A 14,686-nucleotide genomic window follows, 5' to 3' on the forward strand; every position below is an offset into this window, starting at 1 on the left:
AGAGCCGGTGTTAGCCGAACTTACCAGCCGTCGAAGCAATGAGGAAGGCCGCGTAGGTCAGGATATAGCCAACAGTGAAGTGGGCCAAACCAACCAAACGAGCTTGAACAATGGAGAGAGCAACGGGTTTATCTTTCCAACGAACGAGGTTCGCCAGAGGAGTCCGTTCGTGGGCCCAAACGATGGTTTCGATCAGCTCTTGCCAGTAACCCCGCCAAGAGATGAGGAACATGAAGCCAGTCGCCCAGACCAGGTGTCCAAAGAGGAACATCCAGGCCCAAACTGAGAGGTTGTTCACACCGTAGGGATTGTAGCCGTTGATTAGCTGAGCGGAGTTGGCCCAGAGATAATCCCGGAACCAGCCCATCAGGTAGGTTGAGTTTTCGTTGAACTGAGCCACGTTCCCAGACCAAACACCGAGGTGTTTCCAGTGCCAGTAGAAGGTTAACCAGCCCAGGGTGTTCAGCATCCAGAACATAGCTAGGTAGAAGGCATCCCAAGCTGAGATGTCGCAAGTACCGCCACGGCCGGGTCCATCACAGGGGAAGGAATAACCAAAGTCTTTTTTGTCGGGCATCAGTTTAGAGCCACGAGCGTCCAAGGCCCCTTTGACCAGGATTAACACGGTAGTGTGTAAACCAAGGGCGATGGCATGGTGAACCAAGAAATCGCCAGGGCCAATGGGCAGGAAGAGGGAATTGGTACCGCTGTTGATAGCATCTAACCAACCAGGCAACCAAGCGGCGCCAGTGGTTGAAGCAATGCTGTCAGGATTGGAAAGCAGAACATCAAAGCCGTAGAGGGCCTTGCCTGAAGTTGCTTGAATCCATTGAGCGAAGACCGGTTCAATCAGGATTTGTTTCTCGGGGGTTCCAAAAGCAACGACAACATCGTTATGAACATAGAGGCCGAGGGTGTGGAAACCGAGGAAGAGGGAAACCCAACTGAGGTGGGAAATCAGAGCTTCTTTGTGCTCTAACATCCGTGCCAGCACATTATTTTTGTTGGCGACGGGGTCGTAGTCACGAACAAAGAAGATGGCACCGTGGGCGAAGGCTCCAACCATCAGGAAGCCAGCGATGTACTGGTGATGGGTATAAAGAGCTGCTTGGGTGGTGTAGTCCTTCGCGATAAACACGTAGGACGGCATGGAATACATGTGTTGGGCGACCAGAGAGGTCACAACTCCTAAGCAAGCCAAGGCCAAGCCGAGTTGGAAGTGTAGGGAGTTGTTAACGGTGTCGTAAAGGTTTTTGTGTCCTTCACCGGTTAAAGGGCCTTTGTGGGCATTGAGGATTTCCTTGATACTGTGACCAATCCCCCAATTGGTACGATACATGTGACCTGCAATGATGAAGATCACAGCAATCGCCAAGTGGTGGTGGGCAATATCCGTCAACCAAAGAGACTCGGTTTGGGGATGGAAGCCACCCAGGAAGGTCAGAATCGCAGACCCAGCGCCTTGAGCCGTGCCAAAGACATGGCCAGCGGTGTCAGGATCCGCCGCATATACGCCCCAGTTCCCCGTAAAGAAGGGCAGAAGCCCTGCGGGGTGGGGAGGCGTGGACAAGAAGTTATCCCAACCGACGTGTTGACCACGGGATTCAGGGATAGCAACGTGTACCAAGTGACCAGCCCAAGCCAAGGAGCTAACCCCAAATAAACCGGCCAGGTGGTGATTCAAACGGGATTCCGCATTTTTGAACCAAGCGAGGCTAGGACGGAACTTGGGTTGTAGGTGTAACCAACCAGCGAAGAGGAAAATAGAAGCCAGTAAAAGTAAAAATACTGCGCCTTGGTATAGCTCTTGGTTAGTGGTCATACCAATGGTATAAAACCAATGGTAAACACCGGAATAGGCGATGTTAACTGGGTTAGAAGCCCCCGCTTGGGTAAACGCATTGAGAGCGCCTTCCCCAAAGTGGGGATCCCAGATCGCATGGGCAATGGGACGAGTGTTTAAGGGATCTTTAATCCACTGTTCAAAATTACCTTGCCACGCAACGTGGAAAAGGGTGCCAGAAGTCCACAGGAAAATGATGGCGATATGACCAAAGTGGGAGGCAAAAATCTTTTGATAAAGATTTTCCTCAGTCATCCCATCGTGGGTTTCAAAGTCGTGGGCCGTTGCGATCCCATACCAAATACGCCGCGTAGTGGGGTCTTGGGCGAGATCCTGGCTAAACTTGGGAAATTTAGTTGCCATAGCTTTTTCGGAAATTCTCCTCGTTAAGCAAGCAAAATGAGGCGGATGCAGAAAGCACTGCTCATTTCCGGATTTGTTAAACCAGTCCTAGAATGACTGGGAGAGTACAAGCGCCTTTAAAGTCGCTGGAGGGTTTCCCAGGTTTGGTAACGAGGCAAAGACCCCTAATAACCAAACCTGAGGGCCAGTCTAACCAATGGATAGACTACGGGCGAGGAAGAACGCCCAGGTGGTGACAATACCACCCAAGAGGTAGTGGGCTACGCCAACCGCACGGCCTTGAATAATACTTAGGGCACGGGGTTGAATCGCCGGAGCTACCCGGAGTTTATTGTGAGCCCAAACGATAGACTCAATTAACTCTTGCCAGTAACCCCGTCCACTGAAGAGGAACATCAAGCTAAAGGCAAAGACAAAGTGACCCGCCAGGAACATGATGCCGTAGGCAGAGAGGGCAGAACCGTAGGAGTTAATCACGTTAGCGGCTTGAGCCCAGAGGAAGTCCCGGAGCCAACCATTAATGGTGATAGCACTTTGGGCAAAATTCCCTAGGGTGACATGGGTGACACTACCATCAGGAGCAACGGTTCCCCAGACATCCGACTGCATTTTCCAACTGAAGTGGAAGATGACAATGGACAGGGAGTTGTACATCCAGAACAGTCCAAGGAAAACGTGATCCCAACCAGAGACTTGGCAGGTACCACCACGACCGGGGCCATCGCAGGGGAAGCGGAAACCGAGGTTCGCTTTATCAGGAATCAAACGGGAGCTACGAGCGTAGAGTACCCCTTTGAGGAGAATCAGCACAGTAACGTGGATGGTGAAGGCATGGATGTGGTGAACCATGAAATCCGCCGTACCGAGGGGAATTGCCGAGATGGCAACTTTACCGGCCACTGCAACGGTTGCGCCGTCAAAGACGTTGCTAGCAGTTGCTAAGGCATGGGGAGCTGTATTACCAGGCGCCAGGGCATGGATGTGCTGTACCCATTGGGCAAAGATGGGCTGGAGTTGAATCGCCGTATCCGAGAACATGTCTTGGGGACGACCCAGGGCCCGCATCGTATCGTTATGGATGTAGAGACCAAAGCTATGAAAGCCGAGGAAAATACAAACCCAATTGAGATGGGAAATGATAGCGTCACGGTGGCGCAGCATCCGATCCAGCAAGTTATTAACGTTTTTCGCGGGATCATAATCACGCACCATGAAAATGGCCCCGTGGGCACCCGCACCGACGATCAAGAAACCGCCAATCCAAGTATGGTGAGTGAAAAGGGACAACTGCGTGGCGTAGTCGATGGCCTGGTAGGGATAGGGTGGCATGGAATACATGTGGTGAGCCACAATGATGCTCAAAGACCCTAACAGAGCCAGGTTGATCGCTAGCTGGGCATGCCAAGAGGTGGTCAGAATCTCGTAGAGACCTTTATGGCCTTCCCCGGTGAAGGGGCCTTTATGGGCTTCGAGAATCTCTTTCATGCTGTGACCGATGCCCCAGTTCGTGCGGTACATATGACCAGCAATAATGAACAGGACGGCAATCGCCACATGGTGGTGGGCCACATCACTGAGCCAGAGACTACCCGTAACTGGATTCAAACCGCCTTTAAAGGTGAGGAAATCAGAATAGACTCCCCAGTTAAGCGTAAAGAATGGTGTTAAACCTTGGGCGAAGCTGGGGAAGAACTCGGCCATCTTTGCCGCATCCAGAACGTATTCCTGGGGCAAGGGGATGTCCTTCGGCGCGACACCAGCATCTAGTAGTTTATTAACGGGTAAAGAAACGTGGATCAAGTGACCAGCCCAGGCCAGGGAGCCGAGGCCCAGTAAACCAGCCAAATGGTGGTTCATCATGGACTCTACATTCTGGAACCATTCCAGCTTGGGAGCCTTGACGTGGTAGTGGAACCAGCCGGCAAACAGCATTAGGGCAGCCATTACCAAACCGCCAATCGCGGTGCAATAGAGCTGATAGCTGTCGGTAAAGCCAGCGGCCCGCCAGAGATAAAACAAACCGGAGGTAATTTGAATACCATGGAAACCACCGCCCACATCGCCATTCAAAATGCCTTGACCCACGATGGGCCAAACCACTTGAGCACTAGGCTTAATGTGAGTGGGGTCTGCTAACCAGGCTTCGTAGTTAGAGAACTTCGCGCCGTGGAAGTACATTCCACTTAACCAAACAAAGACAACAGCGAGGTGACCAAAGTGGGCACTGAAGATTTTGCGCGAAACATCTTCGAGGTCGCTGGTCTGACTATCAAAATCGTGGGCATTGGCGTGGAGGTTCCAAATCCAAGTAGTGGTTTTGGGGCCTCTAGCCAGAGTCCGATCAAAATGGCCAGGCTTGCCCCATTTCTCGAAGGAGGTCGGGACAGGATTGGTATCAACCGTGACTTTGGCTTTCGCCTCTCTTTCGGGAGGACTAATTGTCATGAGGGTACTCCTCTCTCGACAATGAACTTTAAGGGTTTCCTATTGTGAATAGTGTAATAGAGGAGGGTCAAAAGCGAAATAATTTTGCCATCCTAGATGCGGTGTTGAATTTGCCAATTTATTAGCTTTCGGGTAGCACGCATCAATAGAAGATAATAAGTCTTCCCCTCTACCTATGCCTGGAGACTTAACAATAATTAAAAAATAGCTAAATTCTTATCGGGCAAGCCCTACACCATGACAACCCCCTTAAAAAGTCAAGCTAGACCTTGTTTTCTTTACAAAAAGTAACATCCTGGAGAGCTAAGATTTTGTACCCAGATTTAATTACAGACAAGGCATAGAAAAGAATCAATGATGTTGTCCTTGTGCGTCTAGATCCTGGGATCTTAAGAAATATTACAGATTTTCTTCAATTACTCATTATCTATCACGCTAGTTTCTCTCGGTAGAATACAGAGAAGCGTTGCCGATTGAGCTATATTGCTTTCTAGAGAATCTACGTGGAGGGCCTCCCTTGCTGAAATATCTAGCCCAAATGTTGTCTCCGTGGGGGAAACCCCTTAGCTGGGGGCTTCTCCTACTCGTTCTTTTTGTGAATACTGCCTGTCAGTCTCCTCCTCAGGCCTCCTCCCCACCGGCCCTCGTGCCGTCAGGGGTTCCCATTGTCAGTGGCCATTTGGCAGAAGTCGCCCCCCCCTCAGCGATCCAGGGCCTAGCCCCGATTTTTGACCAATATCAGCCCCAGGTTAAAATTCTTCACCCGACCCCGGATCAGGTGCTAACGGATACCACGGTGCCGGTGGAAATCGAAGTCCGGGATCTGCCTCTATTCCAAGATCCGGCCCTGGAAGTGGGGCCCCATTTACACGTAATTGTGGATAACGAACCCTATCGGGCCGTTTACAACGTCGATCAACCCGTCCTGTTAAAAGACCTAACGCCAGGTACCCACACCATCCGTGTTTTCCCCGTTCGCCCCTGGCACGAAAGCTTCAAAAACGACGGAGCCTTTGCCCAGGTTACGTTCCATGTGCTGACTAAAACCGATGATAATGTTCCAGATCCGCAGCAACCCCTTTTGACCTACAGTCGTCCCAAGGGAAGTTATGGTGCAGAGCCAATTCTACTAGACTTTTATCTCAGTCAGGCTCCCCTTTCTCTAGCCAGCTCCGATGCCGAGAATAATAGCTGGCGGATTCGGGTCACAATTAATGGGGAAAGCTTTTTGCTAGATCGATGGCAGTCACCTTACCTGACCGGCTTCACTGAAGGTAAAAATTGGATCAAGCTAGAGTTTATCGATGCTCAGGGTAATCTCGTTACCAATCACTTTAATAGCACGGTGCGGGTCATTGACTACCAACCCCAGGGCCAAGATACACTGTCGCGCCTGATACGCGGAGAACTGAAACCCGCAGAGCTCCAGGCAATTAGTCAGCCGCAGACACTCCTTTCTTCTCCGGATAAAGACTCGCTCTCTTCTCCATTAACTCTCCAGACTCCTGAATTAGACGTCCAGGAACTCCCGCCAGACAAGCCGTCCGTTGAGGCCGGCAGTATAGTTCCAGACGCTACACCTGAAGTGCCTTCCCCAAGTAATCTTGAACCAGATCCCGCAGTGGAAAAACCTACAGAGGACACGGCTGCCAATTCACCAGATCTTGATGCTACTGTTGCACCGCCACAGGAGAAGGGAGAAAGCCCAGGGGAATTTGCTCTTCCTCTAGAAGAATCTGTTGCTGTTCCAGATAATGAACCTGACGAGGGAGGGGCTGATTCCGTGCTTTCTAGCACAAAATTGTCGGGAAATTAACGAATCCTAAAGTTACTCAAGCGAATCTTTACCGAAACCTGGGAACCATACTATACTCTTGATCGTCAGCCAAACAATTTTAATAACTCACAAGCGAGGTTATCGTGTTAATTAAGTCTGCTTCCTCCATTGCTACGGCTATTCTAACGCTGTCTGTGGTCGGCATGACAGCGCTGTCAGCCCAAGCCAATCCCTTGCCCACGAAAGGAGAGACTCTCCTCAGCCAACTTCCCGGTCATGATGTGTACAAAAAAGAAGACCAGATGCAATTTAGTGACTATGGTATTGGTCGTGTCCGGGGTAAAGTTGGCAACATTGTTATGGTAGAACTCCTGAAATATGGTGCTTTCCCTGGCTATATTAGCCTTGATAATGGCCAAAGAATAACCCACGTAGATGTAGAAGCCGCCGCTGAACCCGGTGATGATGTTTTGATCGACCTTAAAACCCTTAGCGTCATGCAAGCCCACCCCGTCTGGTTGACGCGCCTTAAACTGAAAGAAGTCGCTGCAGTAGAACGTTCTGCCATTAACTTTGAATCTTCTGCTCCGGTCTCTTTGCCCCCAGTTCAGCCTTCTGCCCCCGTCGCTCCTGCTCCTGTTGCCCCCACTCCCGTCCGGGGTCTTTGGTAGGCAAGGGCACTCACCAGTCGTCTAAATCAAATATCTTTACATCTTTCAGCGTTACCAGGGCTTATAACCGCCAAGGAACGCTTTTTTTATCAAAACCTATAGACGAGACCTTAGTACAAATTCATAATCGCCCCCAGCCTCTAGTTGATAGTCATTGTGTTCTAAGAAGCGCCCCAGGGATTCATAAATCAAGGCCCGCCCAAGGGAAGGGGTAACCTGGAGAGAATCTTGACGAAAGAACCAGTAGAAAGACCACTGGTAGCCTGCAGCCTGAACCTCTCCACCCAGCACTCCCTCTTGCCAGGAGAGGGTGGTAATCCGGAGATAAGCAATCGTTTTGGGGAGATGGCGGCCGGTCACACAACGTTCCTAAACAATCGGCTAAATGTTAGTTTTGATCCCCATGGCTGCCAGAAACTCAGCTCCTGGGAAAATACAATTAAGATTACTTGCTGGATAGCTGACTGTTTCCTCCGCTTTGGGCAACCTGTTGGCGAAGAATTTCAAAGGCCTTAGCGTATTGGGGGTCAGCCATCGTACCAATTTTATCGCGGTTTTTTTGTAGCTCTTTCCGTTGTTGATCTGTTAATTCCACAACAACATCCGGTTGAATTCCGTGCTTATTAATATCCCGTCCATTGGGGGTTAAGTATTTAGCGATAGTCACCGCTAGGCCAGAACCATTGCCTACTTCTCGAACTGACTGAACAAGACCCTTACCAAAGGTTTTTGTTCCAACCAGAACAGCTCGTTTGTGGTCTTGAAGCGCCCCCGAGAGGATTTCGCTTGCACTAGCCGAGCCACCATCTACAAGAATTACCAGAGGTTTATTCGAGAGTTGCTGATTATTTGCACTTTGTTGCTCTACTTCACCTTGGCGGTCAACGGTGGAAACGATCTTCCCTTCTTTCAACCAGAAGCGAGCAATGTCAATACTGCTGTAGAGGAGGCCTCCAGGATTAGAACGTAAATCTAATATATAGCCCTTGACCTGCTGTTGCTCTAGACGCTCGATAGCCACCTTCATTTCTTCGCCAGCATGGGCGCTGAATTGATTGAGGCGAATATAACCGACTTTGCCAATAGGGGAGTTTTCAGCTTGCGCTCTGACGGGATGAATTTCGATGCGGGCACGAACCAGGGGATAGTTAAGTTCTTGACCCCCACGCTTAACAGTGAGAGTGACTCTTGTACCGGGTTTACCACGGATTAGCTTCACCGCATCATCAACCTCCATTCCCTGGGTCGATTTACCATCAATTTTAATAATTTCATCTTTAGCCAGGATACCGGCTTTGTAAGCCGGTGTATCTTCGATGGGAGAGATGACGACGAGTTTTTTCGTTTCTTGATCTTGAGCTAATTGAATACCCACCCCCGTCAACTCCCCAGAGGTGTCAATCCGCATCGACTGAAATTCTTCGGGATCCATAAAACGGGTATAGGGATCATTGAGCTTTCCCAGCATTTCCCGGATGGCTTTGTAGGCCTCTTCTGGCGTACTGTAACTTTTACTCAAATAATTTTTGCGAATGGCCCGCCAGTCTTCGCCATTAAAGGTTCCATCCACGTAGGTACGGTTGACGATCTGCCAAACCTCATCTACCAACTCCTTGGGATTATCTTGGAAAAACGCTTGGGAGCGAGCCAGACGGAGTCCCACCCCTGTTACGGCGACAGTTGCGAGTACGAGGGCTGTTGTTCCGAGAATTAGACTGCGTTTTTGCTTGACCATAGATATTTCATCATCACAATGATGAGGAGTGGGGATGATGGACATGAAATTGTATAGTGCTGTCCAGTTTAGTTATAACATTTCAGGATAAAGGGGATAGTTCTTCTATGACGGAAATGATTGTGTCCGATTCTCTCAAAAATCGACGTCGAACCCTTCACACTCAGCGCCGCTTAAAGGCCCTGCGTTCATTATGGCGCTTTTCCATACTCAGTGGCTTAGTTGGGGCTCTCATCTGGATTATGAGTTGGCCAGAATGGACAATTCGTGACCAATCTCAAATTGTCCTTCAGGGGAATCAACTGTTATCCGATCAACAAATTTACCAACTATTTCCGCTCAAGTTCCCCCAATCCATCTGGCAGATTTCTACGCGGCAAATTAGCCAGTCAATGGGTCAGAGTCCGGCTTTATCGCAGGTCGCTGTCTCACGGCAACTTTTTCCCGCCCAATTAGTCATCGCCGTAGTAGAACGCCAGCCCATTGCTGTGGCAACTACCGCCCAAGGGGCAGGATATCTCGACTTGAATGGCACTTTTATTCCGTCCAAGCTTTACCAGGGCGGAAAGACCCCTCGAGCCTTACCTACAACGCTGGCCTTTTTGGGCTATGGCCCTCAATATCAAAGCTTTTGGCAGAAGAACTATGCTTATTTGCGTTCGGCCCCTGTCACCGTCCACACCATCAATGGGACGAATCCCAGTAATATGATGCTATCGACCGATCTAGGACTAGTTTATTTGGGCGCCAATCTATCCCAATTTCCTCAGCAACTAGAAACTCTAGGGAAAATGAAGCGATTACCCGGTCGCGTTCCCCTCCAACGCATTAATTACATTGATTTAACCAATCCAGCTCAACCCCTACTTCAATTGAAACCGCCAGCCCCCAAGTCATCCCAGGATCCTAAAGTCAAGAAATCCTGACAGAGACTGGGTTCGTTCACGGAGATCCTGACCTTGTTGAGAGATGGCTATTGACAAACTCCGGCATTGTTTCTAGTCTAGGGACGGAAATGCTGTTTCTAGCTATATTTAGGGAAAAATTACGCAGGCCATCAGCGACAGATTGCCTATCTGATGGTAGCTTAGACTAACCACGACCCTCCTTGGGAGTGTTTTGGCTATTTTTAAGTCTCTAAAAACTTATACAAATACAGTTACGTTCGGGCCTCCCATAACAATGACTCTTGATAATGATTGGTTATTAGATGATCCTGGTCTCAATGGTGCGGAAAGCGATGATGCAACCGATAGCCTAGAAGACCTCTTTGCGGCCTCGGGAGAATCTGTAGGGCTTGGTTTCCCGGATGTACCACCAGCCCCATTGGATAACAAAAGTATTGAGATTCGGAATACTCAGTTTGATGTCAGGAGTACCCAGATTGTGCCCAGTAGTGTCGCAAAAATTAAGGTTATTGGTGTTGGTGGCGGTGGCTGTAATGCCGTCAATCGTATGATCGCCAGTGGGGTGACCGGCATTGAATTTTGGTCTATTAATACTGATTCCCAGTCCCTTGTCCAAGCGGCTGCCCCCCAGCGTTTGCAGATTGGACAAAAACTGACCCGAGGACTGGGGGCCGGCGGCAATCCGGCCATTGGTCAAAAAGCCGCTGAAGAATCCCGCGATGAAATTGCTCGGGCTTTGGAAAATACCGATTTGGTTTTTATTACTGCTGGCATGGGGGGAGGTACGGGTACTGGAGCGGCGCCGATTGTCGCAGAGGTAGCCAAGGAAATGGGGTGTTTAACAGTGGGAATTGTTACGCGCCCCTTTACCTTCGAAGGGCGTCGCCGGGCAAACCAAGCGGAGGAGGGGATCAATGCCCTTCAATCCCGAGTTGATACGCTCATTGTTATTCCTAATAATCAATTATTGTCCGTGATTCCGGCCGAAACGCCGCTCCAAGAAGCTTTTCGGGTTGCTGATGATATTCTGCGCCAGGGGGTACAGGGCATTTCTGACATTATCACGATCCCTGGTTTAGTCAATGTTGACTTTGCTGATGTCCGAGCTATTATGGCTGATGCTGGTTCTGCTCTGATGGGGATCGGCGTTGGATCTGGAAAATCCCGGGCCAAGGAAGCCGCCACAGCGGCAATTTCTTCCCCCTTGCTGGAATCCTCCATTGAGGGAGCGAAAGGGGTCGTCTTTAATGTAACTGGAGGCCACGACCTGACCCTCCATGAGGTCAATGTTGCCGCTGAAACCATCTACGATGTGGTTGATCCTAATGCCAATATTATTTTTGGAGCCGTCATTGATGAACGGATGCAGGGAGAAATGCGACTGACGGTTATTGCGACAGGGTTTAGTCAGGAAACCCGCTCCAGCAAAACCAATCCTGAGACCGCTGTTGCCCATCCGCCTACTTCAGTTTTCGAGACGACTCAAGACTCCCTAGAGCCGGCTAAACCGAGTCCAGCTAGTCTTGATATTCCCGAGTTTCTACAAAAACGTCGCTTGCCTAAACGCTAAGACCATGGTAAAGATTGTGGGCCATCGCTCTCTAGGACTGCGGCCAGTTTACGACCTAGGTCTAGGTCAAGATCATAATTTTATGGTGGCGCCGGGACTCATCGCCGCCAACTGTTTCAATAAATCTCACTCCACTGCCTACGCCTACGTTACCTACCAGACAGCCTACCTCAAGGCGAATTATCCGGTGGAATACATGGCGGCCCTCCTAACCGCTAGTAGTGATAGTCAAGATAAGGTTGAAAAATACCGAGAAAACTGTCAGAAGCTGGGAATTGAGGTTGAGCCACCGGATATTAATCGCTCCCAACGAGACTTTACCCCCCTAGGCCAGAGCATTCTTTTTGGCCTGTCAGCGGTGCGTAACTTAGGGGAAGGGGCTATTGATATGATCCTGGCTGCCCGAGAAGAAGCCGGAGGGCACTTTCAATCCTTGGCGGATTTTTGCTCCCAGGTTGATCTGCGGGTGGTTAACCGACGAGCTATTGAAACCCTAATCCTTGCCGGTGCCTTTGACCATCTCCAATCCAATCGCAATCAACTCCTCCAGGATCTGGAACTGGTCATGGCCTGGGTTCAAAAGCGGACAAAGGAAAAAGAAACCGGGCAAATGAACTTATTTGACCTGATGGAAGCCCCTAGTCCTCAGGCTGATAGCCAGGCTAACGAGTTTGAGCAGGCCCCCTCCGCTCCGCCAGTGCCAGATTTTTCCCTTCAGGAAAAATTAAAACTCGAAAAGGAACATCTTGGTTTTTATGTATCCGAGCATCCCCTCAAAGCTGTGCAGAAAGCAGCTAAATTACTATCGCCTATTAGTCTGGGGGAAATTGAAAACTATCGGGCCCGGCAACGGGTCAGTGCGGTAGCCATTATGGTGGCGGTGAAAAAAATTATCACAAGAAAGGGAACTCCCATGGCCTTTGTCACTCTAGAAGATGTGTCAGGGCAGGCAGAGGGGGTGGTTTTTCCTGACAACTACGAACGTCTCCTGCCGGCTTTAATTGAAGATCAACAGGTGATGATTTGGGGCAAAATTGACAAACGGGAGGAGCGCATTCAACTGATGATCGAAGATATCGAGGCCATTGAGGCAGTCAGAATGGTCATGATCAACCTCACACCCCAGCAAATTTTTAACAATAGCGCCCAGCAAACACTCAAGAATATCTTGCGCTCCTCTACAACGGATAACAAGGCGAAGGGCAAAGTCCCCGTCCTGGCAACGGTGACAGAAGGCATTCAAAAACACATTATCCGCTTTGGTGAGAACTATTGGGTTGAAGACCCCCATCAAGCCTTGGATTCTTTGCAACGGGCCGGTTTCCAGGCCAGTGCTAGGCCCTTGGTGGCTTCATCATAGTTTCTACCTGGCCTTTCATTTCCCAATTTTAGAAGTCAACCCTGTTTTAGGATAGATCTCCCTCTACAAACTGGAGGATTGTACCATCAGGATCGGGAAAACACACAAAGGTAAAATCCTTGGTACCCGGTAAAGTTATTGGTTCAGATAAGAATTGAACCCCTTGGCTCTTGAGGTTTTCATATAATTCTCTCAAATTATCTACTCTAATCGAGACTCGATTAATACCAGTGTGATAAAGATGAGGGTAAGGTTTTCCCTCCGTTACTGGATCTTGGAATTCAACCAGATCAATACGGGTTTTACCGGGATCACCATCCGCACTGAGATGTACCCCCCTCAACACAGCATGAGATAATCCCAACGCTTGAGCTAGTAGTGGACTACTCATCCCGTCTCTAAAATCAATGATGACCTTAAAGCCAATCATTTCGTAAAAAGGCAAGGAAACATCAAGGTTGGTGACATTTATATTGCAGTGAAAAAGACTTTTTAGCTGGCTCATCATTGTCCTTTAAAATTATTCACTAATCATGCTAACTGTCATTTGAGACGGTTCGCAAAAAATTCATTGAGGGCACCAAAACAAGCAGCGGATTTATTGAAGCCGGCATAGACACACATGAAAAGTAATAGCTCTTCAATTTCCTCGCGGGTGGCTCCTTGTTTTAGGGCCATATCAACATGGGCCCCAAAGGGATTCCCCGGCCCTGATTGATCTTGATTCACGACATCAACAGCAATCGTAATTAAAGCCTTGGTTTTTTGATCAATTAGAGGTAATCCCCAAGCTTCTCCGGCGACACGAGTAACAAAATCTCCAAACTTAGGATTGATGCCGGCTAGGCCAGCTTGAAGATCATGATCATCAAGAACAGCATTTTTATAGGTCATTTTTCTGACTACTCCTATGAGTAAAAATCTTGTTTAGAGTGTACCCAAAATTGATGCTTATTCGCGACAGGCTCCTTATCTTGGTCGCTGATTGAGATGCAAAATACTGCCACTCACCATGTAAGCTTCATCGGAAGCTAGCCAGGCCGTAAATTCACCAATTTCTGCGGGGGTAATCCATTCCGGACCACTATGCGCTTCCATTACCCGAGTTCTCACCATACCCTGAACGATGACCTCATTAATTCTGACCCCAGTCCCCTTGGTTTCTTCGATCAGGATGCGGACCATCATCAATTGCCCGGCGGCCGTAATTCCCACCGGACTCACTCTGGGGAGAGGGACTTCTGCGGCGGTTCCGCCAAGGAGAGTATAGGTTCCATTTTTTTGATTCGTTAGAACTGGCACAAAGGTGCGGGCCAACAAAAAATGAGATGTCAAGTTGCTATCTAAATATTGATTCCAGGTTTCTAGGGACACCTCAGTTAAGGGCTTATTTCCTGTCCACCAGCCTCCCAAGGAAGCTAGCACACCATCAAGACGACCAAAACGTTGAAGAATTTCATCTCGAACTTTTTCAACACCTTCAAGTTGGCCAATGTTGCCAATAATTCCAACAAAGCGTTCAGAGTTTAAAGTGCCTAGAAATTCTCGTAAGTTATCTAGGGCTTCCGCGCGACGAGAGGGCACAATAACAGTCGCTCCTTCTTTAAGAAAAGTGGCGACGAGGCCTTCTCCTACATTACCTGCGCCTCCAGCTATCAATAAAATTTTTCCGTCTAATTTACCCATAACAATTACCAAGATTTACTATAGAACGAAATATCAAAATATAAATAAGCATTTATCTATATTTTATTTAGATCGTAATCTTGATTGCTTGAGAAGTCAATAGTCTTCTGGCAAAAGAATTAAATTTAAATATTAAAAAATATAACTTTCTGAGAGTCTACTTATGAAGTTCCTGATAACCCTTATGAGAATCAATGCCAGCCCAAACGATGAGGATAACTAAAGCTTTACGTAATTTGAGTTTTGTAGACCTTGTCAATTGTAGAGGCCGACAACCTTTTGAAAAAAGGTGTTGCTTAACATACTTGTAAATTAATTACTTCCTAGA

Annotated in this window: 12 protein-coding genes; 5 read left to right on the top strand and 7 right to left on the bottom strand. The window is 48.7% G+C overall.

What is annotated here, in order from left to right:
- Positions 1-10 precede the first annotated feature (10 nt).
- The gene (psaB, locus tag ABXS88_RS03810) at positions 11-2,206 is read right to left on the bottom strand and encodes a photosystem I core protein PsaB (RefSeq protein WP_353673863.1); all 2,196 of its coding nucleotides are present in this window, start codon (positions 2,204-2,206) and stop codon (positions 11-13) included.
- A 189-nt stretch (positions 2,207-2,395) separates the two neighbouring features.
- The gene (gene psaA / locus ABXS88_RS03815) at positions 2,396-4,651 is read right to left on the bottom strand and encodes a photosystem I core protein PsaA (protein ID WP_353673864.1); all 2,256 of its coding nucleotides are present in this window, start codon (positions 4,649-4,651) and stop codon (positions 2,396-2,398) included.
- A 595-nt stretch (positions 4,652-5,246) separates the two neighbouring features.
- Here psaA and ABXS88_RS03820 point away from each other — a divergent pair.
- Both ABXS88_RS03820 and ABXS88_RS03825 read left to right on the top strand, forming a co-directional pair.
- Positions 5,247-6,467, top strand: a complete 1,221-nt coding sequence (locus ABXS88_RS03820) for a DUF6130 family protein (RefSeq protein ID WP_353673865.1) — start codon at positions 5,247-5,249, stop codon at positions 6,465-6,467.
- 104 nt (positions 6,468-6,571) lie between these two features.
- On the top strand, positions 6,572-7,099 hold the full coding sequence (locus ABXS88_RS03825; protein WP_353673866.1) for a hypothetical protein: 528 nt from the start codon (positions 6,572-6,574) through the stop codon (positions 7,097-7,099).
- 96 nt (positions 7,100-7,195) lie between these two features.
- On the opposite strand, the gene ABXS88_RS03830 is transcribed toward ABXS88_RS03825, so the two are convergent.
- Complete coding sequence (locus tag ABXS88_RS03830; protein ID WP_353673867.1) at positions 7,196-7,459, bottom strand: DUF3146 family protein; 264 nt, start codon at positions 7,457-7,459, stop codon at positions 7,196-7,198.
- An 85-nt stretch (positions 7,460-7,544) separates the two neighbouring features.
- A complete protein-coding gene (gene ctpC, locus ABXS88_RS03835; RefSeq protein WP_353673868.1) occupies positions 7,545-8,834 on the bottom strand; it encodes a carboxyl-terminal processing protease CtpC in 1,290 nt (429 codons plus the stop codon).
- 107 nt (positions 8,835-8,941) lie between these two features.
- On the opposite strand from ctpC, the gene ABXS88_RS03840 reads away from it, so the two are divergent.
- From ABXS88_RS03840 to ABXS88_RS03850, 3 genes are all read left to right on the top strand, one after another.
- Entirely contained in the window at positions 8,942-9,760 is an 819-nt protein-coding gene (locus ABXS88_RS03840) for an FtsQ-type POTRA domain-containing protein (protein WP_353673869.1), read from the top strand.
- Positions 9,761-10,016: 256 nt separating this feature from the next.
- Entirely contained in the window at positions 10,017-11,312 is a 1,296-nt protein-coding gene (ftsZ, locus tag ABXS88_RS03845; RefSeq protein ID WP_353673870.1) for a cell division protein FtsZ, read from the top strand.
- Between the two features lie 4 nt (positions 11,313-11,316).
- Positions 11,317-12,672, top strand: a complete 1,356-nt coding sequence (locus ABXS88_RS03850) for an OB-fold nucleic acid binding domain-containing protein (RefSeq protein WP_353673871.1) — start codon at positions 11,317-11,319, stop codon at positions 12,670-12,672.
- A 46-nt stretch (positions 12,673-12,718) separates the two neighbouring features.
- Here ABXS88_RS03850 and ABXS88_RS03855 read toward each other — a convergent pair whose 3' ends face one another.
- The 3 genes from ABXS88_RS03855 to ABXS88_RS03865 all read right to left on the bottom strand — a co-directional run bounded on the left by ABXS88_RS03855 (position 12,719) and on the right by ABXS88_RS03865 (position 14,358).
- Positions 12,719-13,180 (bottom strand): VOC family protein, encoded by a 462-nt coding sequence (locus ABXS88_RS03855; protein ID WP_353673872.1) that lies wholly within the window; start codon positions 13,178-13,180, stop codon positions 12,719-12,721.
- Between the two features lie 35 nt (positions 13,181-13,215).
- Entirely contained in the window at positions 13,216-13,566 is a 351-nt protein-coding gene (locus ABXS88_RS03860) for a carboxymuconolactone decarboxylase family protein (protein ID WP_353673873.1), read from the bottom strand.
- Positions 13,567-13,641: 75 nt separating this feature from the next.
- On the bottom strand, positions 13,642-14,358 hold the full coding sequence (locus tag ABXS88_RS03865; RefSeq protein ID WP_353673874.1) for an SDR family oxidoreductase: 717 nt from the start codon (positions 14,356-14,358) through the stop codon (positions 13,642-13,644).
- Positions 14,359-14,686: the final 328 nt, after the last annotated feature.

Origin of the sequence: Synechocystis sp. LKSZ1 (assembly GCF_040436315.1) — a bacterium.
Taxonomy (GTDB): domain Bacteria; phylum Cyanobacteriota; class Cyanobacteriia; order Cyanobacteriales; family Microcystaceae; genus Synechocystis.